We start from the raw sequence: 24,140 nt of genomic DNA on the forward strand, positions 1-24,140 counted from the left end.
CGGCCGGCCCGTTACGCCGCCGCCGACTTCCCGACCGGGTCCCCGGCCGGCCCCACCACCGGCCTGGGGCGTGTCTCCGGCAGCAGCGCGAAGCAGCCGAAGCTCAGCAGCGCGATGCCGGTCAAGTACGCCGCCACACCCCATGGCGGCCCGGCGGCGCCACCCGCCGCGGCCGTCGCCACGATCGGCGTGAGCGCACCGCCCACCACCCCCGCCAGGTTGTAGCCGACCGCCGCACCGGTGCACCGCACCCTCGGCTCGTACAGCTCCGGCAGGTACGCCGCCACCACGGCGAACGTCGTGATGAAGGCCAGCAGCGCCCCCGTGAACCCCACGAACATCAGCAACGGCTGGGCGGTGTGGAGCAGCCCCACCATCGGGAACATCCACAGCGCCGACGCCGCGCAGCCCGCCAGGCACATCGGCCGCCGCCCGAAGCGGTCCCCCAGCATCGCGGCGAACGGCGTCGCCACGCCCTTGACGGCCACCGCCGCCATGATGCAGACCAGCATCACCGTACGGCTCACGCCGAGCCGCTCCGTGCCGTACGCCAGCGCCCAGGTGGAGACCGCGTAGAAGACGGCGTACCCGACCGCGAGAGCCCCGGCCGTCAGCAGCACCAGCCGCCAGTGCCCGCGCGCCACCTCCACCAGAGGGGCGTTCGCCCGCGCCCCCGTCGCGGCCAGCTCCTCGAACTGCGGCGTCTCCCGCAGCGACCTGCGCAGCAGCAGCCCGCCGGCCGCCAGCACCCCGGCCGCCCAGAACGGCACCCGCCAGCCCCACTCCCGGAACTGGGCGTCGCTCAGCCCGGCCGACAGCCCGAGGATCACCCCGTTCGCCAGCAGGAACCCCACCGCGGGTCCCACCTGCGGAAAGCTCGCCCACAGCCCCCGCTGCCGCTCCGGCGCGTGCTCCACCGTCAGCAGCACCGCCCCGCCCCACTCCCCGCCGAGCCCGAGCCCCTGCAGGAACCGCAGCACGAGCAGCAGGACGGGAGCGGCCACGCCGAGCGTCGCGTACGACGGTACGCAGCCGACGGCGACCGTCGCCGCGCCCGTCAGCAGCAGGGAGCCGAGCATCACCGGCCGCCGCCCGTAACGGTCACCGATGTGTCCGAACAGCACAGAACCGAGCGGGCGGGAGAGGAAACCGATCGCGAACGTGCCGAACGCCGCCAGCGTCCCGGCCACCGGCGAGAAGGTGGGGAAGAACAGCGGCCCCAGGACGAGCGCGGCGGCGGTCCCGTAGACGAAGAAGTCGTAGAACTCGACCGCCGTCCCGGCGAGGGCGGCGACGGCGAGCCGTCTCATGGAGGGCTGCGTGGAGGGGTCCGTCGACGGGTCCGTTGACGGGTCTGCGGGCGGAGTGGGTGTGGTGTGACTCTGGCGCATGCCGCGCCAACCACCCCGCGCAGACCAGGGTTACGGCCCGTCACGGGGCGCGTGGAAGCACACCGCGCGCACGGCCCCGCCGGGAGCGGGGCCGGGGCGGCTACCAGCCGCGCTCGCGCCACTCCGGCAGATGGGGGCGCTCGTCACCCAGCGTGGTGTCCTTGCCGTGCCCCGGGTAGATCCAGGTCTCGTCCGGCAGGACGTCGAACAGCTTCGTCTCCACGTCCAGGATCAGGCTGGCGAAGGCGTCGGGGTCCTTGTGCGTGTTGCCGACACCGCCCGGGAAGAGGCAGTCACCGGTGAAGACGTGCGGATGGCCGTGCGGGTCGTCGTAGATCAGCACGATCGAGCCGGGCGTGTGCCCGACCATCCGCCGCGCGGTGAGCTCGACCCGTCCGACGCGGATCGTCTCCCCGTCCTCGACCGGCACGTCCGTGGGCACGTCGATGCCCTCGGCGTCGTACCGCCCGGCGTACGTCCGGGCCCCGGTGGCCGCCACGACGTCGGCGAGCGCCTGCCAGTGGTCGTGGTGGCGGTGGGTGGTGACGACGGCGGTGATGCCGTCGTCACCGATCAGCCGGAGCAGCGTCCGCGGCTCGTTCGCCGCGTCGACCAGCAGCTGTTCGCCGGTGGTCCGGCAGCGCAGCAGGTAGGAGTTGTTGTCCATCGGGCCGACGGCGACCTTCGAGATGATCAGGTCCGTGAGCTCGTGCACATCCGCGGGCCCGCCGACCTTGACCGCTCCGCTGTACGTCATGCCCCCAGGCTATAGCGGCGGCAGCGCCGGAAGGGTGCCACCCCGCACTTCCAGGCCCGCGCCGTCGCGGCGGCCGGCGAGCCAGCCCAGCAGGTCGGCCGCCGTGCCGGAGACGGTCACCTCGGTGCCCTCCTCGCCGCCGGTGCGCCACTCCCGGCCGCCGGCCAGCAGCCGGGTGGGCGGCACCGTCGCGTTGCCGGAGAACCGGTCGGCGAGGAAGTCGATCTCCCGCTCCGTGAACTCCGCCGGAAGGTCCTCCAGCTCGTAGCCGATGCCCAGGTCGACATGGTGCAGCTCGACCTCGACGAGGCGGCGGAAGGGCACCCGGACGGCCCGGTCCGTCACGCCGTTGCGGAGCTCGACCGTCCGGTCCCAGTCGGCCGGGACCTCGCCCTGGGCCTGGAAGCGCGCGGCGCTCTCGCGGACGTCGTCGAGCTGGGCGGCGAGCGGGCGGGGGGCGTCGCGCTCGATGTCGGCGTCGCGGGCCTCGGCGCTCTCGTACATCGGGCGGCCCTGGAGAACATTCACGAGGGCGTCCGCGTTACGTGAGAGGTGGGCCAGTACGTGGCCCCGGGTCCAGCCCGGCAGGCGGGAGGGCGCGGCGACCGCCGCGTCGTCCAGTTTGGCGGCCGCGGTGAGCAGCCGGTCGGTCGCCTCGCGTACAGAGGCCAGGTCATGCACGTGATCGATCATGTCGCCGACCCTAGCGCCGCCACACGATCGGGTGAAGGTGGCCGAGCAAGGCCGGAAATCGAATGCGCGTGCTATACGCTCGGTGGAGGCATCCTTGAAAGTCAGGCACTCATCCGTTTGGCGGCCCCCCGTAGGCTTGAACAGTCTGGGACGGGGGCTGTGCCCCCGCTTCTCTCAAGAAAGGTGCGGACCGGCGTGGCCGACCGTCTCATCGTCCGTGGCGCGCGCGAGCACAATCTGAAGAACGTCTCGCTCGACCTCCCGCGCGACTCCCTCATCGTCTTCACCGGGCTCTCGGGGTCGGGCAAGTCCTCCCTCGCGTTCGACACGATCTTCGCCGAGGGGCAGCGCCGGTACGTCGAGTCGCTCTCCTCCTACGCCCGGCAGTTCCTCGGCCAGATGGACAAGCCGGACGTCGACTTCATCGAGGGCCTCTCCCCGGCCGTCTCGATCGACCAGAAGTCGACCTCGCGCAACCCGCGCTCCACGGTCGGCACCATCACCGAGGTCTACGACTACCTGCGCCTGCTCTTCGCGCGCATCGGCAAGCCGCACTGCCCGGAGTGCCGCCGCCCGATCTCGCGCCAGTCACCGCAGGCGATCGTCGACAAGGTCCTGGAGCTGCCCGAGGGCAGCCGCTTCCAGGTGCTCTCGCCGCTGGTGCGCGAGCGCAAGGGCGAGTTCGTCGACCTCTTCGCCGACCTCCAGACCAAGGGCTACAGCCGGGCCCGGGTGGACGGGCAGACCATCCAGCTCGCCGAGCCGCCCACGCTGAAGAAGCAGGAGAAGCACACCATCGAGGTGGTCGTCGACCGCCTGACGGTGAAGGACAGCGCCAAGCGCCGGCTCACCGACTCCGTGGAGACCGCGCTCGGCCTGTCCGGCGGCATGGTCGTGCTCGACTTCGTCGACCTCCCCGAGCACGACCCCGAGCGCGAGCGGATGTACTCCGAGCACCTGTACTGCCCGTACGACGACCTCTCCTTCGAGGAGCTGGAGCCCCGCTCCTTCTCCTTCAACTCGCCCTTCGGCGCCTGCCCCGAGTGCACCGGCATCGGCACGCGCATGGAGGTCGACCCCGAGCTCGTCGTCCCCGACGAGGAGCGCTCCCTCGACGAGGGCGCCATCCACCCCTGGTCGCACGGCCACACCAAGGAGTACTTCGGCCGCCTGATCGGCGGGCTCGCCGACGCGCTCGGCTTCCGTACCGACATCCCCTGGGCCGGGCTGCCCGCCCGCGCCAAGAAGGCCCTGCTGTACGGGCACAAGACCCAGGTCGAGGTCCGCTACCGCAACCGGTACGGCAGGGAGCGGGCGTACACCACCCCCGCCTTCGAAGGCGCCGTCTCCTTCGTCAAGCGGCGGCACAGCGAGGCCGAGAGCGACTCCAGCCGCGAGCGCTTCGAGGGGTACATGCGCGAGGTGCCCTGCCCCACGTGTGAGGGCACGCGCCTCAAGCCGATCGTCCTCGCGGTCACGGTGATGGAGAAGTCCATCGCCGAGGTCTCGGCGATGTCCATCAGCGAGTGCGCCGACTTCCTCGGCCGCCTCACGCTGAACGACCGCGACAAGAAGATCGCCGAGCGCGTGCTCAAGGAGGTCAACGAACGGCTCCGCTTCCTCGTGGACGTGGGCCTGGACTACCTCTCGCTGAACCGCGCGGCCGGCACCCTCTCCGGCGGCGAGGCCCAGCGCATCCGGCTCGCCACCCAGATCGGCTCCGGCCTGGTGGGTGTGCTGTACGTGCTCGACGAGCCGTCCATCGGTCTCCACCAGCGCGACAACCACCGGCTCATCGAGACGCTCGTGCGCCTGCGCGACATGGGCAACACCCTCATCGTCGTCGAGCACGACGAGGACACCATCAAGGTCGCCGACTGGGTCGTCGACATCGGCCCCGGCGCCGGCGAGCACGGCGGCAAGGTCGTCCACTCCGGCCCGCTGAAGCAGCTGCTGGCCAACAAGGAGTCGATGACGGGGCAGTACCTGTCCGGGAAGCGGTCCATCCCGACCCCCGACGTCCGGCGGCCCGTGGACCCGTCCCGCCGGCTCACCGTGCACGGCGCCCGCGAGAACAACCTGCGGGACATCGACGTCTCCTTCCCGCTCGGCGTGCTCACGGCGGTCACCGGCGTCTCCGGCTCCGGCAAGTCGACCCTGGTCAACGACATCCTCTACACCCACCTCGCGCGCGAGCTGAACGGCGCCAAGTCGGTGCCGGGACGGCACACGCGCGTGGACGGCGACGACCTCGTCGACAAGGTCGTCCACGTCGACCAGTCGCCCATCGGCCGCACCCCGCGGTCGAACCCGGCGACGTACACCGGTGTCTTCGACCACGTCCGCAAGCTCTTCGCCGAGACGATGGAGGCGAAGGTCCGGGGGTACCTGCCCGGGCGCTTCTCCTTCAACGTCAAGGGCGGCCGCTGCGAGAACTGCTCCGGTGACGGCACCATCAAGATCGAGATGAACTTCCTGCCGGACGTGTACGTCCCGTGCGAGGTCTGCCACGGGGCGCGCTACAACCGGGAGACCCTGGAGGTGCACTACAAGGGCAAGTCCATCGCCGAGGTGCTGGACATGCCGATCGAGGAGGCCCTCGACTTCTTCGAGGCCGTCCCCACGATCGCCCGCCACCTGCGCACCCTGACCGAGGTCGGTCTCGGGTACGTACGGCTGGGCCAGTCGGCGCCGACGCTCTCCGGCGGTGAGGCGCAGCGCGTCAAGCTCGCCTCCGAGCTGCAGAAGCGGTCCACCGGGCGCACGGTGTACGTCCTGGACGAGCCGACCACCGGTCTGCACTTCGAGGACATCTCGAAGCTGATCAAGGTCCTGTCGAACCTGGTCGACAAGGGCAACAGCGTGATCGTCATCGAGCACAACCTCGATGTCATCAAGACCGCCGACTGGGTCGTCGACATGGGCCCCGAAGGCGGCAGCGGCGGCGGCCTGGTCGTCGCCGAGGGCACGCCCGAGCAGGTCGCGGGCGTCCCGGCCAGCCACACCGGCAAGTTCCTGCGGGACATCCTCGACCCGGAGCGCATCAGCGACGCGGTCCCGTCGGTCCCGGCGGCACGCAAGCGCGCCTCGAAGAAGACGGTCGCGGCGGCGGACGGTGCGCCCCGCCGCAAGACGGCCACGGCCCGCACGACCCCGGCGAAGAAGACGACGTCGCCCCGCAGCCGCACCACCTCCTGACGCCCCGCCGCAGGCCGCGCCGCCCGGTGCCCCTCCCCAACGGGAAGGGCACCGGGCGGCGCCGGTTTCCCTACGGCGCCAGCTCCGCCGCGTACGGCGGCTCCGCGCCCGGGCGGGAGCAGGTGACGGCCGCCGCACGGGACGCGAAGGCCAGCAGGTCCCGCCAGCCGTCGGCGTCCAAGGCGGCCAAGCCGTCCAGGGCGCAGCTCCTGGCGTCCAGGGCGCCCTCGGTGTCCCGGGCCCGGCCCGCCAGGCCGTGCAGCAACGCCGCGTTCACCGTGTCGCCCGCGCCGATCGTGTCGGCGACCGCCACCGGGACCGCCGGCACCGAGACGTCCAGGTCACGGGTGTGGAGCGACAGCCCCGAAGCACCCCGCGTCAGCACCACCGCCGACGGGCCCTTCGCCAGCCACTCCTCCGGCGAACCGCCCAGCCACCGGGCGTCCTCCTCGGAGAGCTTCAGCACCGACACGTACGGCAACCACCCCGCGAACCGCGCCCGGTAGGCCTCCGCGTCCGGGATCAGACCCGGCCGGACGTTCGGGTCCAGCAGCGTGAGCACCCCGCGCCCGGCCTCCCGCCGCAGCAGCGCCTCGTACGCGCTCGCGCCCGGCTCCAGCGCCAGCGAGCACGTCCCGAAGGAGACCGCCCGCACGCCCTCCGGAAGCCGCTCCGGCAGCGCGAACAGCCGGTCGGCCGTGCCCTGCGCGTAGAACCCGTACCGCGCCGACCCGTCCGCCCCCAGCGACGCCACCGCCAGCGTCGTCGGCTCGGGACCGCGCTGTACGAGGCCGGTGGCGACGCCCGCGGCCCGCAGGCCCTCCAGCAGCGTCTCCCCGAAGGCGTCGGTGGAGATCCGGGAGCAGAAGGCGACGTCCGCGCCCAGCCGCCCCAGCGCCACCGCGGTGTTGTACGGGCCCCCGCCCCGCCGGGGCACGAGCGGCGCGAGCGGCCCGGCGCCCTCGGCACCGGGCTCCGGGACCAGGTCGATCAGGGACTCTCCGGCGACGACGATCACGAGCCCGAACGTAACCCATCGCCGAGGGCCGGGACAGCCCCCGCGGAAGGGCCGCACATCTACGCGGGTATCGTCGGATCCGTACCGAGTCGGACCGTGCCGGTCCGCCCGTACCGCGTCGGCGCGTACCGCTGGTCCCCGTACCGGGTGGTCCCGCCGCCGACGTCCCCCTTCCGCCGTGAGACCCGTGGAGCGCCCATGTCCGGCCAGCCCGCAGCCCGCCGCACCGTGCTGAAAGGTGCCGCCCTCGCCGGGGCCGCCGGGCTGGGCGCCGCCGCCTGCTCCACCGACTCCAAGCTCGGCCACGCCCAGAACCCCACCCCCACCGCCCCGGTCGACCTCGGCGCGGCCGACGAGGTGCCCGTCGGTGGTGCCAAGCTCTACCGCGAGCAGCGCCTGGTCGTGAGCTGCCCGGCCAAGGGCCGGTACAAGGCGTTCAGCGCGCAGTGCACCCACGCGGGTTGCGTCTTCGACAAGGTCGAGGGCATCGAGGGGAACTGCCCCTGCCACGGCAGCCGCTTCGACGTCACCACGGGCAAGGCGATCAAGGGCCCGGCGACCGCCGCGCTGCCGGAGGTCCCGGTCAAGGTCACCGACGGCAAGCTGGTCGCGGGTCCCGAAGCGTAACGCGGCAGTCGCCCCACGGGCGTTACGCCGGCCGGACTGTCAGTGGGCGCCAGTAGGGTGTGAGGCATGGCAGACCCCTCCAGCTACCGCCCCAAGCCGGGACAGATCCCCGACTCGCCGGGGGTCTACAAATTCCGCGACGATCACCGCCGGGTGATCTACGTCGGGAAGGCGAAGTCCCTGCGCCAGCGGCTCGCCAACTACTTCCAGGACCTGGCGGGCCTGCACCCGCGCACCCGCACCATGGTCACCACGGCCGCCTCCGTGGAGTGGACGGTGGTGTCGACGGAGGTCGAGGCGCTCCAGCTGGAGTACTCCTGGATCAAGGAGTTCGACCCGAGGTTCAACGTCAAGTACCGGGACGACAAGAGCTACCCCTACCTCGCCGTCACCCTCAACGAGGACTTCCCCCGCGTGCAGGTCATGCGCGGCCAGAAGAAGAAGGGCGTGCGCTACTTCGGCCCCTACAGCCACGCCTGGGCCATCCGCGACACCGTCGACCTGCTGCTGCGGGTCTTCCCGGTGCGGACCTGCTCCGCCGGGGTGTTCAAGAACGCCGAGCGCACCGGCCGCCCCTGCCTCCTCGGCTACATCGGCAAGTGCTCGGCGCCCTGCGTGGGCCGGGTGGACCCCGAGGAACACCGGGAGCTGGCCGAGGAGTTCTGCGACTTCATGGCCGGCCGCACCGGCACGTACATCCGCCGCCTGGAGAAGGACATGATGGCGGCGGCCGAGGACATGGAGTACGAGCGGGCCGCCCGCCTGCGCGACGACATAGAGGCCCTGAAGCGGGCCATGGAGAAGAGCGCCGTCGTCCTCGCCGACGCCACCGACGCCGACCTGATCGCCGTCGCCGAGGACGAGCTGGAAGCCGCCGTCCAGATCTTCCACGTCCGCGGCGGCCGGGTCCGCGGCCAGCGCGGCTGGGTCACCGACAAGGTGGAGGCGGTCGACACGGCGGGCCTGGTCGAGCACGCGCTCCAGCAGCTGTACGGGGACGAGAGCGGCGACGCCGTGCCCAAGGAGGTCCTCGTCCCCGCGCTCCCGGAGGACGCCGAGGCCGTCACGCAGTGGCTCAGCGGCCGCCGCGGGTCGAACGTCTCCCTGCGCATCCCGCAGCGCGGCGACAAGAAGGCGCTGATGGAGACGGTCGGCCGCAACGCCCAGCAGGCCCTCGTCCTGCACAAGACCAAGCGCGCCAGCGACCTCACCACGCGCTCCCGCGCCCTGGAGGAGATCGCCGAGGCCCTGGGCCTGGAGACGGCGCCCCTGCGCATCGAGTGCTTCGACATCTCGCACCTCCAGGGCGAGGACGTCGTCGCGTCCATGGTCGTCTTCGAGGACGGCCTGCCCCGCAAGAGCGAGTACCGCCGCTTCCAGATCAGGGGCTTCGAGGGGCAGGACGACGTCCGCTCGATGCACGAGGTGATCAGCCGCCGCTTCAAGCGGTACCTCGCGGAGCGCGAGCGGACCGGCGAGTGGGCGGTGGAGGAGCCCGACGGCGCCGCCGGCCGCGACCGTGCCGCCGACCACGCCGACGGAACCGCCGCCGGCGCCGTCCCCGGCACGGTCCCCGCCCCCGGCGAGGCCCCCGCGCCCGGCGAGGCCCCCGCGCCCGGCGAGGCCCCCGGTACCGCCCCCGGCGAGGCCCCGGCCTCCGGTACCGCGCCCGCGCCCGGCGAGGGGCCGGTCGCCCTCGGTCTCGCCGACGAGACCGGCCGGCCGAAGAAGTTCGCCTACCCGCCCCAGCTCGTCGTCGTCGACGGCGGCCGCCCGCAGGTCGCGGCCGCCCGGCGTGCCCTCGACGAGCTCGGCATCGACGACGTCGCCGTCTGCGGCCTCGCCAAGCGCCTGGAGGAGGTGTGGCTGCCAGACGAGGAGGACCCGGTGGTCCTGCCCCGGAGCAGTGAGGGGCTGTATCTCCTCCAGCGGGTCCGGGACACGGCGCACGACTTCGCCATCCGCTACCAGCGCTCCAAGCGCTCCAAGCGGATCAGGACCAGCCCGCTGGACGACGTCCCCGGTCTCGGCGACACCCGCAAGCAGGCACTGATCAAGCATTTCGGCTCGGTGAAGCGGCTGCGGCAGGCGACAATCGAGCAGATCTGCGAGGTACCGGGCCTCGGCCGGAAGACCGCCGAAGCCGTGGCCGTCGCCCTCGCCCAGGCCGCTCCGGCCGCTCCCGCCGTGAACACGGCGACAGGAGAGATCATTGAAGACGACGGCAGGGGAACCGCACAGGACGGGGGAAGCAGAGATGACTGAGCACGAGCCACTGGCAGCCGAACCGGCGACCGAACCGGCGACCGAACCGGCGACCGGACGGGCAGCCGAACCGGCGACCGGACCGGCGGCAGAGCGAGAAGACGGAGCAGCACACGTGAGTACGGGCACGACGATGGAGCCCGGTGAGGCCGCCGAGGCGGCCATCCCCGAGCTGGTGATCATCTCCGGTATGTCCGGCGCCGGGCGCAGCACCGCCGCCAAGTGTCTGGAGGACCTCGGCTGGTTCGTCGTGGACAACCTGCCGCCGGCGCTGATCCCCACCATGGTGGAGCTCGGCGCCCGCTCCCAGGGCAATGTCGCGCGGATCGCCGCCGTCGTCGACGTACGCGGCCGCCAGTTCTTCGAGAGCCTGCGCGAGTCCCTCGCCGACCTCGACGCCAAGCAGGTCACGCGCCGCATCGTCTTCCTGGAGTCGTCCGACGAGGCCCTGGTCCGCCGCTTCGAGTCGGTGCGCCGCCCGCACCCGCTCCAGGGCGACGGCCGGATCGTCGACGGCATCGCCGCCGAGCGCGACCTGCTGCGCGAGCTGCGCGGCGACGCCGACCTGGTGATCGACACCTCCAGCCTCAACGTCCACGAGCTGCGCGCCAAGATGGACGCTCAGTTCGCCGGCGACGAGGAGCCGGAGCTGCGCGCCACGGTCATGTCCTTCGGCTACAAGTACGGCCTGCCCGTCGACGCCGACCTCGTGGTGGACTGCCGCTTCCTGCCCAACCCGCACTGGGTGCCGGAGCTGCGCCCGTACACCGGCCTCAACGAAGAGGTCTCCGGGTACGTCTTCAACCAGCCGGGCGCCAAGGAGTTCCTGGACCGGTACACCGAGCTGCTCCAGCTGATCTCCACCGGCTACCGCCGCGAGGGCAAGCGGTACGTCACCATCGCCGTCGGCTGCACCGGCGGGAAGCACCGCTCCGTCGCCATGTCCGAGAAGCTCGCCGCCCGCCTCGCCTCCGAGGGTGTCGAGACCGTCGTCGTCCACCGGGACATGGGGCGCGAGTGAAACCGTACCGCCGGCGTACGAGCACCCTGTCCGCTCGTACGCTCCGCCGACGCGGAGCGCAGCCCAAGGTCGTCGCCCTCGGCGGCGGCATGGGCCTGTCCGCGTCCCTCGCCGCGCTGCGCCGCATCACCGGCGACCTGACCGCCGTGGTCACGGTCGCCGACGACGGCGGCTCCAGCGGCCGGCTCCGCGAGGAGCTCGGCGTGCTGCCGCCCGGGGACCTGCGCAAGGCCCTGGCGGCGCTGTGCGGCGACGACGACTGGGGCCAGACGTGGGCCAGGGTCATCCAGCACCGCTTCCAGTCGCAGGGCGAGCTGCACGAGCACGCGGTCGGCAATCTGCTGATCGTCGCCCTGTGGGAGCAGCTCGGCGACCACGTCCAGGCCCTGGACCTGGTCGGCAGGCTGCTCGGCGCGCACGGCCGGGTGCTGCCCATGTCGGCCGTGCCGCTGGAGCTCCAGGCGCTGGTGAAGGGCCATGACCCCGAGCGCCCGGACGACGTCGACCTGGTGCGCGGGCAGGCGACGGTGGCGCTCACGCCCGGCGAGGTCCAGTCGGTGCACCTCGTGCCGAACGACCCGCCGGCCGTGCCCGAGGCGGTCGCGGCCGTGCTCGACGCGGACTGGGTGGTCCTCGGTCCCGGCTCCTGGTTCTCGTCGGTGATACCGCACCTGCTGGTGCCCGAGCTGCTGGACGCACTGATCGAGACGAAGGCCCGCCGGGTGCTGTCGTTGAACCTGGCGCCGCAGCCCGGTGAAACCGAGGGCTTCTCCCCGCAGCGTCATTTGGAGGTTTTGGGACGACACGCCCCTAAACTCGCCCTGGACGTGGTGCTGGCCGACGAGGCCGCCGTACCCGACCGCGAGTCCCTCGCAGATGCCGCCCAGCGGCTCGGTGCCGCGGTCGAGCTGGCCCCGGTGGCCAGGAAGGACGGCTTGCCGAAGCACGACCCGGAGCTGTTGGCCGCCGCGTACGACCGTATTTTTCGGATGCATGGAAGGATCGGCCCATGGCGATGACGGCAGCGGTGAAGGACGAAATCTCCCGGCTTCCCGTCACCCGGACCTGCTGCAGAAAGGCGGAGGTCTCGTCGATCCTGCGGTTCGCCGGCGGACTGCACCTGGTCAGCGGGCGGATCGTGATCGAGGCGGAGCTGGACACGGCGATGGCGGCCCGCCGTCTGAAGCGGGACATCGCGGAGATCTTCGGCCACAACTCCGAGTTGATCGTGATGGCACCCGGCGGTCTGCGGCGCGGCTCGCGCTTCGTGGTGCGCGTGGTGGCCGGCGGCGATCAGCTGGCGCGGCAGACGGGGCTGGTGGACGGCCGGGGCCGGCCCATCCGGGGCCTGCCGCCGCAGGTCGTCTCCGGCGCCACCTGTGACGCCGAGGCCGCCTGGCGCGGCGCGTTCCTGGCGCACGGCTCGCTGACCGAGCCGGGCCGCTCCTCGTCGCTGGAGGTCACCTGCCCCGGCCCGGAGGCCGCGCTCGCGCTGGTCGGCGCCGCCCGCCGGCTCTCGATCCCCGCCAAGGCCCGCGAGGTGCGCGGCGTGGACCGCGTGGTCGTACGCGACGGAGACGCCATCGGCGCGCTGCTGACCCGGCTCGGGGCGCACGACTCGGTGCTGGCCTGGGAGGAGCGGCGGATGCGCCGCGAGGTCCGCGCCACCGCCAACCGCCTGGCCAACTTCGACGACGCCAACCTGCGCCGCTCGGCGCGCGCGGCCGTCGCCGCCGGCGCCCGGGTGCAGCGCGCCCTGGAGATCCTCGGCGAGGAGGTGCCCGAGCACCTCGCGGCGGCCGGGCGGCTGCGCATGGAGCACAAGCAGGCCTCGCTGGAGGAGCTGGGCGCCCTCGCCGACCCGCCGCTGACCAAGGACGCGGTCGCCGGCCGGATCCGCCGCCTCCTGGCGATGGCCGACAAGCGGGCGCAGGACCTGGGCATTCCGGGTACGGAGTCCAGCCTGACGGAGGAGATGGCCGACGGCCTGGTCGGCTGAGCCCCCGCGACCATCGCTGCCGGCGCCCCCTCCCCGGGGCGCCGGCAGCGGCGTTTTCCGGCCCTACGCCGCCCCGCGCCGGGTTCGGTCACGGCGCCCGAGGCGGTATTGACATGATCATGATGTCCCAGAAGCCTGGCGCCTGTTCACTTTCGTGGCAGACAACAGCAAGGGGGGCTTATGAGACGCAGAGCGAGAGCGATCCTCGCCGCGGCTTCACTGCTGATCGCCGGGCTGGCGGCGGGACCCGTCGCCGGAGCGGAACAGAAGGACGGCACGGACGGCGACCGCCTGTCCGTCTGGCACGCGAAGGTCGGCAAGGACCAGGTGCAGCTCCTCCTCGAAGCCGGTGCCGACGGCCATGAGCTGAGCGAGCGCATCCCCGAAAAGGGCGCCGCCACCATCGAGTTGTACCTCACCGGGCCCCAGGCGAAGAGCCTGCGCGACAAGGGCGTCGACCTCACCGAGCACACCGTCCCCGACACCGCCGAGAAGCGCCTCGCGGCCGCCGGGGACGGCGTGTTCCGCCCGTACGGCGGAGAGAACGGGCTCAAGGCGGAGATCCTTGCGACCGCCCGCGCCCACCCCGCCCTCACCAAGGTCGTCTCCCTCGGCAAGACCGTCAAAGGCCAGGACATCCTCGCCCTCAAGCTCACCAAGGCCGCCCAGAAGTCCAAGGACGGCTCCAAGCCCGCCACCCTCTACCTCTCCAACCAGCACGCCCGCGAGTGGATCACCCCCGAGATGAACCGGCGGCTGCTCCACCACTACCTCGCCGGATACGGCAAGGACCCCCGCATCACGCGGATCGTCGACACCACCGAGCTGTGGTTCGTCCTCTCCGCCAACCCCGACGGCTACGACTTCACGCACGCCGACCCCGCCAACCGCCAGTGGCGCAAGAACCTGCGCGACAACAACGGCGACGGCCGGATCACCCCCGGCGACGGCGTCGACCTCAACCGCAACTTCTCCTACAAGTGGGGATACGACGACGAGGGCTCGTCCCCCGACCCCGCCGACGAGACCTACCGCGGCCCCGGCCCCATGTCGGAGCCCGAGACGAAGGCGCTCGACGCCTTCCAGAAGCGGATCGGCTTCCAGTACGGCATCAACTACCACTCCGCCGCCCAGCTGATCCTCTACGGCGTCGGCTGGCAGGTCGCCACCGACACCCCCGACGACGTCCCCCTCAAGGCGCTGGCCGGCACCCCCGCCCAGCCCGCGATCCCCGGCTACCGCCCGCAGGTCTCCTCCGAGCTCTACACCACCAACGGCGAGGCCGACGGCCACGCGGCCAACGTCAACGGCATGCAGATGTTCACCCCGGAGATGTCGACCTGCGCCACCGCCTCCCGCGTCGACCCGAACGACGCCTGGGAGCCGGCCGACTGCGCCTCCGTCTTCACCTTCCCCGACGACGAGAAGCTGATCCAGCAGGAGTTCGCCAAGAACATCCCGTTCGCGCTCGCCGTCGCCGAGTCCGCCGCCCGCCCCGACGACCCCGTCTCCCCGACCGGCGCCGACGCGCCCCCCTTCGTCCCCGACACCTTCACCACCTCGTACGCGTACGACGGCGCCGACCAGGAGGTCTCCGTCACCGCCCGCAGGTCCCTGCGCGACAAGGAGCTCAAGTACCGCGTCAACGGCGGCCGCACACACGACCAGCGCCTCGAAGCCTGGGAGGGCGGCGAGACGTACGGCGGCGAGGACAACCTCTACTACGACGAGTACCGCGCCGAGGTCCAGGACGGCGAACCGGGCGACACGGTCGAGGTCTGGTTCACCGGCCGCACTCGCGACGGCGAGCGCGTCTCCTCGACCCCCTTCACGTACACCATCGCCGCCCGCCCGCGCGGTGACGTGCTGGTCCTCGCCGACGAGGGCGGCACCGGCGCGCCCGCGCAGCACGCGGCCGCGTACACCCGGGCCGTACGGGACAGCGGCCGCCGCGCCGCCGTCTGGGACGTCGCCGTCCAGGGCACCCCGCATCCGCTCGGCGTGCTGGGCCACTTCGGGACGGTCGTCTGGTACACCGGCGCGAACGCGCCCTCCGGGCCCACCATGCTCGCCGTGCGCGACTACCTCAACGAGGGCGGCAAGCTCGTCAACGCCGGCGAGCAGGCGGGCGGCCTGGTCGACATCGGCCGCGCCGACTCCGACGACTTCGCGCAGTACTACCTCGGCGCGTACCACCGCGCCGGACTGAAGGACCCGACGCGCTTCGCCGGCACCGGCCCCTTCGCCGGTACGAAGGCGGCGCTCGGCCCGGTCGCGGGCAACCCCCTCGACCACGCCGGCGCCTACACCGTCACCTCCGACACCCTTCCGCCGGACCGGTTCCCGCAGTTCCGCAGCGCCGCCGCCGGCGACTACCCCGGCCTGCGCACCCCCTTCGAACCGTCCGAGGGCACCTCCTTCGCGGCCGTCCGGCACGCCGACGACACCTGGGCGCGGCTCACCCGCACCATCGACCTCACCGGTGTCGAGGCCGCGTCGAAGCCCACCCTCCGCTTCGCCCTCAGCCACGACACCGAGCCCGGCTACGACAACGTCATCGTCGAGGCCCACACCGCCGGGGCGGACGACTGGACCACCCTGCCCGACGCCAACGGCAACACCTCCACCACCGTCCCGACCGACTGCGGCGAGGGCTTCTACGTCGCCGGCCACCCCTTCCTCGCGCGCTACCTCACCGTCGGAGCCGACGGCTGCACCGCCACCGGCACCACCGGCGCCTGGCACGCCTTCACCGGCTCCTCCAACGGCTGGCGCCAGGCCGCCGTCGACCTGAGCGCGTACGCGGGCAAGAAAGTCGAGCTCTCCCTCTCCTACGTCACCGACCCCGGCACCGGCGGGATGGGCGTCTTCGTCGACGACACCGAGCTCGTCGTCGGCTCCGCCCGGCAGGACGGCGAGGGCTTCGAGACCTCGCTGGGCGCCTGGACCGTCGCCGGCCCGCCGGCCGGCAGCCCGGGCAACGGCGCCGACTGGGCGCGCTCGCCCGCGCTGTTCCACTCCCGGGCGGCCGTCACCACCCGCGACACCGTGCTCCTCGGCTTCGGCCTGGAACACGTGGCCACCCCGGCCGAGCGCAGGGACCTGCTCGGGAAGGCGCTCACCGCACTCCGCCGCTGACCCTGCGTAGCCACCGGGAGCCCCCGGAAAGGCCCCGGATCCCGTACCCGCCGGTAGGTATGGGACCCGGGGCCGTACGGATGCGCAGGATGTCACTAGCGCGCCCTAGGCGGGGTAGGGTCGTAATCGGTCGGGGACATCCCAAATAAAACTCGCCGGCGTCGAAACCCGGCGTACCTAACGAGGAGATCGGTTCGTGACGATCCGCGTAGGCATCAACGGCTTTGGCCGCATCGGTCGTAACTACTTCCGCGCGCTGCTGGAGCAGGGTGCAGACATCGAGATCGTGGCTGTCAACGACCTGGGTGACACCGCGACCACCGCTCACCTGCTGAAGTACGACACCATCCTGGGTCGTCTCAAGGCCGAGGTCAGCCACACCGCCGACACCATCACCGTCGACGGCCACACGATCAAGGTGCTGTCCGAGCGCAACCCCGCCGACATCCCGTGGGGCGAGCTGGGCGTCGACATCGTCATCGAGTCGACCGGCATCTTCACGAAGAAGGCCGACGCCGAGAAGCACATCGCCGGCGGCGCGAAGAAGGTCCTCATCTCGGCTCCGGCCAGCGACGAGGACATCACCATCGTCATGGGTGTCAACCAGGACAAGTACGACGCGGCCAACCACCACGTCATCTCCAACGCCTCCTGCACCACCAACTGCGTGGCGCCGATGGCCAAGGTGCTCGACGAGAACTTCGGCATCGTCAAGGGCATGATGACGACCGTCCACGCGTACACCAACGACCAGCGCATCCTGGACTTCCCGCACAAGGACCTGCGCCGCGCCCGCGCCGCCGCGGAGAACATCATCCCGACCTCCACGGGCGCCGCCAAGGCCACCGCGCTGGTCCTCCCGCAGCTCAAGGGCAAGCTGGACGGCATCGCCATGCGCGTCCCGGTCCCGACCGGCTCGGTCACCGACCTCGTCATCGAGCTCGACCGCGAGGTCACCAAGGACGAGATCAACACCGCCTTCCAGAAGGCCGCCGAGGGGCAGCTCAAGGGCATCCTGGAGTACACCGAGGACCCGATCGTCTCCTCGGACATCGTCAACTGGCCGGCGTCCTGCACCTTCGACTCGCAGCTGACGATGGTCCAGGGCAAGCAGGTCAAGGTCGTCGGCTGGTACGACAACGAGTGGGGCTACTCCAACCGACTCGTCGACCTCACCGTCTTCGTCGGCGAGCAGCTCTGAGAGTCTAAAGCCACCAGGCCAGGCATCACGATGTGAGCACAGGGCTCGGGCAGCGCAACGCCGCGCTGTACGGGCCCTGTCGCTTGCGTCGATCCTCCCTCGCGTTGATCTTCCTAGGAGTACGGAGTAACAGCACAGATGAAGACGATCGACGAACTTCTCCGCCAAGGAGTGGACGGCAAGCGGGTATTCGTCCGCGCCGACCTCAACGTGCCGCTGGACGGCACCACCATCACCGACGACGGCCGCATCCGCGCCGTCCTGCCGACCGTCAAGGCGCTGACCGAGGCCGGTGCCAAGGTCGTCGTGGCCTCCCACCTCGGCCGCCCCAAGGGCGCCCCGGACCCGGCCTTCACGCTGCGGTTCGCCGCCTCGCGCCTCGGCGAGCTCCTCGGCCGCCCGGTGGCCTTCGCCGGCGACACGATCGGCTCCGAGGCCCACTCCGCGGTCTCCGGCCTGGAGGCCGGCCAGGTCGCCGTCCTGGAGAACCTCCGCTTCAACGCCGGTGAGACCTCCAAGGACGACGCCGAGCGCGCCGAGTTCGCCGCCCGCCTCGCCGCCCTCGCGGACGTGTACGTCGGCGACGGCTTCGGCGCGGTGCACCGCAAGCACGCCTCCGTCTACGACCTGCCGAAGCTGCTCCCGAGCTACGCCGGTTACCTCATCGCCACCGAGGTCGGCGTCCTGAAGAAGCTCACCGAGGACGTCAGGCGGCCGTACGTCGTCGTCCTCGGCGGCGCCAAGGTCTCCGACAAGCTGGGCGTCATCGACCAGCTGCTGGAGAAGGCCGACCGCATCCTGATCGGCGGCGGCATGGCGTACACCTTCCTCAAGGCCAAGGGCCACGAGGTCGGGATCTCGCTGCTCCAGGAGGACCAGATCCCGGCGTGCCTGGAGTACCTGGCGCGCGCCGAGAAGAAGGGCGTGGAGTTCGTGCTCCCCGTCGACGTGCTGGTCTCCGCCGAATTCCCGGACCTGAAGACCAAGGCCCCGGCGAACCCGACCACGGTCTCCGCCACCGCCATCCCGGCGGACCAGGAGGGCCTGGACATCGGTCCGGAGACCCGCAAGCTGTACGCATCGAAGCTCGCCGACGCGGCCACCGTCTTCTGGAACGGCCCCATGGGCGTCTTCGAGCACCCCGACTACGCCCAGGGCACCAAGGCCGTCGCCCAGGCGCTCGTCGACTCCCCGGCCTTCTCGGTCGTCGGCGGTGGCGACTCCGCCGCGGCCGTCCGGACCCTGGGCTTCGACGAGAACGCTTTCGGCCACATCTCGACCGGCGGCGGCGCGAGCCTCGAGTACCTCGAGGGCAAGACGCTTCCCGGCCTCGCCGCACTGGAGGACTGACCCCCACATGAGCAACACCCGCACCCCGCTGATGGCGGGCAACTGGAAGATGAACCTCAACCACCTGGAGGCCATCGCCCACGTCCAGAAGCTCGCCTTCGCGCTGACCGACAAGGACTACGACGCCGTCGAGGTCGCGGTCCTGGCGCCCTTCACCGACCTGCGCTCCGTCCAGACCCTCGTCGAGGGCGACAAGCTCAAGATCAAGTACGGCGCCCAGGACCTCTCGGCGCACGAGTCCGGCGCGTACACCGGCGAGATCTCGGGCGCGATGCTGGCCAAGCTGAAGTGCTCGTACGTGGCCGTCGGCCACTCCGAGCGCCGCCAGTACCACGGCGAGAACGACGAGATCTGCAACGCCAAGGTGAAGGCCGCCTTCAAGCACGGCCTGACCCCGATCCTCTGCGTCGGCGAGGGCCTGGACGTCCGCAAGGCCGGTGACCAGGTCTCCTACACGCTCGCGCAGCTCGACGGCGGCCTGAAGGACATCCCGGCCGAGCAGGCCGAGACCATCGTGATCGCGTACGAGCCGGTGTGGGCCATCGGCACCGGCGAGGTCGCCACCCCCGAGGACGCGCAGGAGGTCTGCGGCGCGATCCGCGGGCGCCTGGCCGAGCTGTACACGCAGGAGCTGGCCGACAAGGTCCGCATCCAGTACGGCGGCTCGGTGAAGGCGTCGAACGTCGCCGCGATCATGGCGCAGGCGGACGTGGACGGCGCCCTGGTGGGCGGCGCGGCGCTGGACGCCGACGAGTTCGTCAAGATCGTGCGCTTCCGCGACCAGTGAGTATGCGGTAGGGCGGATCCGTCGTACCCTTGCGGGGGCCGGGGCCCGGATTCCGGGCACCGTGCCCCCGCAGTGCGTAGAAGTCCGTTTGTCGGTGTAGTCCGAGAATTGCCAGGAAGTAGGGTCCAGCCGTGGTTATGGGGTTCTCGATCGCCCTGATCGTCTTCAGCCTGCTGCTGATGCTGCTGGTGCTGATGCACAAGGGGAAGGGCGGCGGCCTCTCCGACATGTTCGGCGGCGGTATGCAGTCGTCCGTCGGCGGCTCGTCGGTCGCCGAGCGCAACCTGGACCGCATCACCGTGGTGGTCGGTCTGATGTGGTTCGCGTGCATCGTCGTCCTCGCGCTGCTGGTGAAGCTGGACGGCTGAGCCATCGGTTCCGTGTCCCGTGGCCGGGTGTAACTCCCACCACTGGACGCGCGTTGGGCCTTACGTAGACTGGGGCATCTTCGAGCACCATCACGCAGGGAGTTACGACCGTGGCAAGTGGCAACGCGATCCGGGGAAGCCGGGTCGGGGCGGGGCCGATGGGGGAGGCCGAGCGAGGCGAATCCGCGCCGCGTCTCCGGATCTCCTTCTGGTGCTCGAACGGGCACGAGACCCAGCCGAGCTTCGCCAGCGACGCGCAGGTTCCCGACACCTGGGACTGCCCGCGGTGCGGGTTCCCGGCCGGCCAGGACCGGGACAACCCGCCGGACCCACCGCGCACCGAGCCGTACAAGACGCACCTCGCGTACGTACGCGAGCGGCGCAGCGACGCGGACGGCGAGGCGATCCTGGCCGAGGCGCTGGCCAAACTGCGGGGCGAGATCTGACATACACGCGCATACAGGACGACGGGCTTCGCCGGTGGACATCACCGGCGGGGCCCGTTGTCAGTGGTGCCCCCTATCGTCGTGCTCATCGCCTCACCGGTGTCCGGGATCAATTAGGTTGGAGGTGCAGCGGGGCAAGCAGGCACGTACGAGAAGAAGTGGGCTGATGTCCGAGATGAACGCAGAAGGACGCACCAGGCTCAACCGGTTGCCCGAGTGGACGGCTCTGGGCAAGCACCGGGAGCAGCTGGGACAGACGCATCTGCGCGAGCTGTTCGCCACCGATCCGGAGCGCGGCAGCCGGTACACCCTGCGGGTGGGCGACCTGTATCTCGACTACTCCAAGCAGTTGGTGACCGACGAGACGCTGAGGCTGCTGCGCGAGCTGGCCGCGGCGACCGGGGTGGCCGAGCTGCGGGACGCCATGTTCCGCGGCGAGAAGATCAACACCACGGAGAACCGGGCCGTGCTGCACACCGCGCTGCGCGCCCCGCGCGACGCCGTGATCGAGGTCGACGGGGAGAACGTTGTCGCCGGCGTCCACGCCGTGCTCGACAAGATGGCGACGTTCTCGGAGCGCGTCCGCTCCGGCGCGTGGACGGGCCACACCGGAAAGCCCATCAGGAACATCGTCAACATCGGTATCGGCGGCTCCGACCTCGGCCCGGCGATGGCGTACGAGGCGCTGCGCTCCTACACCCAGCGGGACCTGACGTTCCGTTTCGTGTCGAATGTCGACGGCGCCGACCTGCACGAGGCGATCCGCGACCTGGACGCCGCCGAGACGCTCTTCATCATCGCGTCCAAGACCTTCACCACCATCGAGACCATCACCAACGCCACCTCCGCCCGCGACTGGCTGCTCACCGAGCTGAGGGCCGGTCAGGAGGCCGTCGCCAAGCACTTCGTCGCCCTGTCGACCAACGCCGGGAAGGTCGAGGAGTTCGGCATCGACACGGCGAACATGTTCGAGTTCTGGGACTGGGTCGGCGGCCGGTACTCGTACGACTCCGCCATCGGCCTCTCCCTGATGATCGCCATCGGCCCGGACCGCTTCCGTGAGATGCTCGACGGCTTCCACCTCGTCGACGAGCACTTCCGCACCGCTCCGGCGGAGGAGAACGCGCCACTGCTGCTGGGCCTGCTGGGCGTCTGGTACGGGGCGTTCTTCGACGCCCAGTCGCACGCCGTCCTGCCCTACAGCCACTACCTGTCGAAGTTCACGGCGTACCTCCAGCAGCTCGACATGGAGTCCAACGGCAAGTCCGTCGACCGCGAGGGCAACCCGGTCGACTGGCAGACCGGCCCGGTCGTCTGGGGCACCCCCGGCACCAACGGGCAGCACGCCTACTACCAGTTGATCCACCAGGGCACCAAGGTCATCCCCGCCGACTTCATCGGCTTCGCCCGGCCGGTCCCCGACCTGCTGCCCGGCCTGGTCGCCCAGCACGACCTGCTCATGGCCAACTTCTTCGCCCAGACGCAGGCCCTCGCCTTCGGCAAGACGCCCGAGGAGGTCCGCGCCGAGGGCGTCCCGGAGGAGCTGGTGCCGCACAAGACCTTCCGCGGCAACCACCCCACGACCACGATCCTCGCCGACGAACTGACCCCCTCGGTGCTGGGCCAGCTCATCGCGCTGTACGAGCACAAGGTCTTCGTCCAGGGCGCCGTCTGGAACATCGACTCCTTCGACCAGTGGGGCGTCGAGCTCGGCAAGGTGCTCGCCAAGAAGATCGAGCCGGTGCTCACCGGGGGCGAGGGCGGCGAGGGCCTGGACGGCTCGACCGCCGCGCTGGCCGACCGGTACCGCGCGCTCCGGGGCCGTACGGCGTAGGCGCGGCCGATCCGATGACGGGGGAGAACGCGGTGCGGCTGCGGCCGCCGGCCCACACGCTGAACGAGCGGGCCATCGGGTGGTGGCGGGCGCAGCTGCTGCTGCTGACGGCGGTACCGGTCACGGTGCTGCTCGTGCTCGGCGGCTTCATCGGGCCCGCGCGGCCCTGGCTGTTCGCGGCCGCCGCGGCCGGGGCCGTGCTGGGGCTCGTCTGCACCGCGTTCCTCCCCCGCTGGTGGTTCACGGTCCACCGCTGGGAGGTCACGGGCGACGCCGTCTACGTCCGTACCGGCTACCTGTGGCAGGAGTGGCGGATCGCGCCGATGTCCCGGATCCAGACCGTGGACACCGTGCGCGGTCCGCTGGAGCAGGCGTTCCGGCTGGCCACGGTGACCGTCACCACCGCCTCCGCCAAGGGCGCCCTCCGTATCGAGGGGCTCGACCACGAACTGGCCGCGGGCCTCGCCGAGCGGCTGACCCGCATCACCCGGGCCACCCCCGGGGACGCGACATGAGCGCCGCGCCAGATCCTGCGGACGGCGGCTGGCGGCGGCTGGACAAGCGGACCGTTCTCGCCACCGCCCTGCTCATGGCCGGCGTCTCGGTCGGCGGCGGGGTCCCCGCCTTCCTGGGCCTCGCCGGCGCCATGGCCGTGTGGCAGGCGTTCGCCCTTGTGGTGGCCGGTGCGGCGCTGCTCGTCGCCGGCGCGACCGCCGCCGACTACGTCCGCTGGCGCAAGACCCGCTACCGCATCGGGCCCGACCACGCCGAGCTCCACACCGGGCTGCTGCTGGTCAAGCGCCGCTCCCTGGCCCGGGAGCGTATCCGCAGCGTCGACCTGACGGCCCATCCGCTGCTGCGCGTCCTCGGGCTGGTCAAGGTCCGCATAGGCACCGGTGAGCACACCGGCGGTGGCGAATCCACCCTGGAGCTCGACGCCGTCACCCGGGCCGAGGGGGAGCGGCTGCGCCGGGAACTCCTCGACCGCACCCTGACCGGCCCTCAGGAGGGCCGGGACGACGGCGAACTGGCCGCCCTCGACCCCGCCTGGATCCGGTACGCGCCGGTGTCGTTCGTCGCCCCGGCGCTCGGCGGCGCGGCGGCCGGTGCCGTGCTGCAGGTCAGCGACTGGTTCGGCGCCCGGCGCGAGGTCATCACCTGGATAGGCGACCGCTTCCACGACACGTCCCCCCTGTGGATCGTCGTCGTGCTCACCGCGGCGGCCACCCTCGCGGGCGCGGTCGGCGCGCTCGGCCTGTGGGTGGAGATGTGGTGGAACTACCGGCTGGAGCGCGAGCCGGGCGGCACGCTCAGGGTCCGGCGCGGTCTGCTCACCGCGCGTTCCGTCTCCATCGAGGAGCGGCGGCTGCGCGGCGTGGAACTCGTCGAACCGCTCGGCGCGCGCCTGTGCGGCGCCGCCCGGCTCGACGCGGTCGCCACCGGCCTGGTGAAGGACCAGGAGGACAAGCACGCCGACCTGCGGGCGCTGCTGCCCACCGCACCCCGCGCCGTCGCGGACGCGGTCGCCGCCCGGGTCCTGCGCGCACCCGCCGCCCCCACCGGTACGCCGCTCACCGCCCACCCCCGCGCGGCGCGCACCCGCCGCCTGCGCTGGGCCCTCGGCGCCGCGCTCCTCCCCGTACTGGTCCTGGCGGTGCTCGGGGCCCTCCTCACCGGCGTACTCCTCTACGCGGCGGCGGCCTGCGCCGTGGTGCTCCTGCCGCTCGCGACGGTCCTCGCCCTCGACGCGTACCGGAGCCTGGGCCACGGCCTCGGCGGCGACTACCTCCTGACCCGCTCCGGCACCCTCCGCCGCGCGACGATCGCCCTCCAGCGCGGCGGCGTCATCGGCTGGACGGTCAGGCAGTCGTACGCCCAGCGCCGCGCGGGCCTGATCACCCTGACCGCCACGACGGCGGCGGGCACCGGCGCGTACGCCGTCCACGACGCCGACGAGACGGAGGGCCTGCGCTTCGCGGCGGAGGCGGTGCCGGAGCTGCTGGAGCCCTTCCTCGAAGCCCGTACATGACGAACGGCCCGGTCCACC

Annotated in this window: 19 protein-coding genes; 15 read left to right on the forward strand and 4 right to left on the reverse strand. The window is 71.7% G+C overall.

Features of this window, described 5'->3' with window-relative positions:
- Positions 1–11: 11 nt before the first annotated feature.
- The 3 genes from AB0A69_RS03450 to AB0A69_RS03460 all read right to left on the reverse strand — a co-directional run bounded on the left by AB0A69_RS03450 (position 12) and on the right by AB0A69_RS03460 (position 2,841).
- Complete coding sequence (locus AB0A69_RS03450) at positions 12–1,310, reverse strand: MFS transporter (protein ID WP_361414795.1); 1,299 nt, start codon at positions 1,308–1,310, stop codon at positions 12–14.
- A gap of 181 nt (positions 1,311–1,491) precedes the next feature.
- The gene (locus AB0A69_RS03455) at positions 1,492–2,148 is read right to left on the reverse strand and encodes an MBL fold metallo-hydrolase (RefSeq protein ID WP_361414797.1); all 657 of its coding nucleotides are present in this window, start codon (positions 2,146–2,148) and stop codon (positions 1,492–1,494) included.
- A 9-nt stretch (positions 2,149–2,157) separates the two neighbouring features.
- Complete coding sequence (locus tag AB0A69_RS03460) at positions 2,158–2,841, reverse strand: maleylpyruvate isomerase family mycothiol-dependent enzyme (protein WP_361414799.1); 684 nt, start codon at positions 2,839–2,841, stop codon at positions 2,158–2,160.
- A gap of 195 nt (positions 2,842–3,036) precedes the next feature.
- Between AB0A69_RS03460 and uvrA the strand changes: the two genes are divergently transcribed.
- Positions 3,037–6,039 (forward strand): excinuclease ABC subunit UvrA, encoded by a 3,003-nt coding sequence (gene uvrA, locus AB0A69_RS03465; protein ID WP_361414801.1) that lies wholly within the window; start codon positions 3,037–3,039, stop codon positions 6,037–6,039.
- Positions 6,040–6,109: 70 nt separating this feature from the next.
- Here uvrA and AB0A69_RS03470 read toward each other — a convergent pair whose 3' ends face one another.
- Positions 6,110–7,057: a carbohydrate kinase gene (locus tag AB0A69_RS03470; RefSeq protein WP_361414803.1), complete on the reverse strand. Its 948-nt coding sequence runs from the start codon at positions 7,055–7,057 to the stop codon at positions 6,110–6,112.
- 198 nt (positions 7,058–7,255) lie between these two features.
- Between AB0A69_RS03470 and AB0A69_RS03475 the strand changes: the two genes are divergently transcribed.
- The 14 genes from AB0A69_RS03475 to AB0A69_RS03540 all read left to right on the forward strand — a co-directional run bounded on the left by AB0A69_RS03475 (position 7,256) and on the right by AB0A69_RS03540 (position 24,122).
- Complete coding sequence (locus tag AB0A69_RS03475; protein WP_361414805.1) at positions 7,256–7,684, forward strand: Rieske (2Fe-2S) protein; 429 nt, start codon at positions 7,256–7,258, stop codon at positions 7,682–7,684.
- Positions 7,685–7,750: 66 nt separating this feature from the next.
- The gene (gene uvrC / locus AB0A69_RS03480) at positions 7,751–9,949 is read left to right on the forward strand and encodes an excinuclease ABC subunit UvrC (RefSeq protein ID WP_361414807.1); all 2,199 of its coding nucleotides are present in this window, start codon (positions 7,751–7,753) and stop codon (positions 9,947–9,949) included.
- Between the two features lie 133 nt (positions 9,950–10,082).
- Positions 10,083–10,970 carry an RNase adapter RapZ gene (gene rapZ / locus AB0A69_RS03485; protein ID WP_361415203.1) on the forward strand — a complete coding sequence of 296 codons (888 nt, stop codon included), beginning with the start codon at positions 10,083–10,085 and terminating at the stop codon, positions 10,968–10,970.
- Positions 10,967–11,989, forward strand: coding sequence for a uridine diphosphate-N-acetylglucosamine-binding protein YvcK (yvcK, locus tag AB0A69_RS03490; RefSeq protein WP_361414809.1), 1,023 nt, complete (start codon positions 10,967–10,969; stop codon positions 11,987–11,989). The genes rapZ and yvcK overlap by 4 nt, the downstream gene beginning before the upstream one ends.
- Positions 11,980–12,969 (forward strand): DNA-binding protein WhiA, encoded by a 990-nt coding sequence (gene whiA / locus AB0A69_RS03495; protein ID WP_355360120.1) that lies wholly within the window; start codon positions 11,980–11,982, stop codon positions 12,967–12,969. Before yvcK ends, whiA begins: the two co-directional genes overlap by 10 nt.
- A 180-nt stretch (positions 12,970–13,149) precedes the next feature.
- Positions 13,150–16,107: a M14 family zinc carboxypeptidase gene (locus tag AB0A69_RS03500; RefSeq protein WP_361414812.1), complete on the forward strand. Its 2,958-nt coding sequence runs from the start codon at positions 13,150–13,152 to the stop codon at positions 16,105–16,107.
- Positions 16,108–16,303: 196 nt separating this feature from the next.
- Positions 16,304–17,308 carry a type I glyceraldehyde-3-phosphate dehydrogenase gene (gene gap, locus AB0A69_RS03505; protein ID WP_355360126.1) on the forward strand — a complete coding sequence of 335 codons (1,005 nt, stop codon included), beginning with the start codon at positions 16,304–16,306 and terminating at the stop codon, positions 17,306–17,308.
- 138 nt (positions 17,309–17,446) lie between these two features.
- The gene (locus AB0A69_RS03510; protein ID WP_361414814.1) at positions 17,447–18,658 is read left to right on the forward strand and encodes a phosphoglycerate kinase; all 1,212 of its coding nucleotides are present in this window, start codon (positions 17,447–17,449) and stop codon (positions 18,656–18,658) included.
- Between the two features lie 7 nt (positions 18,659–18,665).
- Positions 18,666–19,445 (forward strand): triose-phosphate isomerase, encoded by a 780-nt coding sequence (gene tpiA / locus AB0A69_RS03515; protein WP_361414816.1) that lies wholly within the window; start codon positions 18,666–18,668, stop codon positions 19,443–19,445.
- A 137-nt stretch (positions 19,446–19,582) separates the two neighbouring features.
- Positions 19,583–19,813: a preprotein translocase subunit SecG gene (gene secG, locus AB0A69_RS03520; protein WP_361415205.1), complete on the forward strand. Its 231-nt coding sequence runs from the start codon at positions 19,583–19,585 to the stop codon at positions 19,811–19,813.
- 110 nt (positions 19,814–19,923) lie between these two features.
- Positions 19,924–20,259: an RNA polymerase-binding protein RbpA gene (locus AB0A69_RS03525; RefSeq protein ID WP_003957010.1), complete on the forward strand. Its 336-nt coding sequence runs from the start codon at positions 19,924–19,926 to the stop codon at positions 20,257–20,259.
- A gap of 175 nt (positions 20,260–20,434) precedes the next feature.
- Positions 20,435–22,093: a glucose-6-phosphate isomerase gene (gene pgi, locus AB0A69_RS03530; protein WP_361415207.1), complete on the forward strand. Its 1,659-nt coding sequence runs from the start codon at positions 20,435–20,437 to the stop codon at positions 22,091–22,093.
- A 14-nt stretch (positions 22,094–22,107) separates the two neighbouring features.
- Positions 22,108–22,608, forward strand: coding sequence for a PH domain-containing protein (locus AB0A69_RS03535; protein ID WP_361414818.1), 501 nt, complete (start codon positions 22,108–22,110; stop codon positions 22,606–22,608).
- Entirely contained in the window at positions 22,605–24,122 is a 1,518-nt protein-coding gene (locus tag AB0A69_RS03540; protein ID WP_361414820.1) for a PH domain-containing protein, read from the forward strand. The genes AB0A69_RS03535 and AB0A69_RS03540 overlap by 4 nt, the downstream gene beginning before the upstream one ends.
- Positions 24,123–24,140 lie beyond the last annotated feature (18 nt).

The sequence above is a fragment of the Streptomyces sp. NPDC045431 genome, assembly GCF_040646655.1.
Taxonomy (GTDB): Bacteria; Actinomycetota; Actinomycetes; order Streptomycetales; family Streptomycetaceae; genus Streptomyces.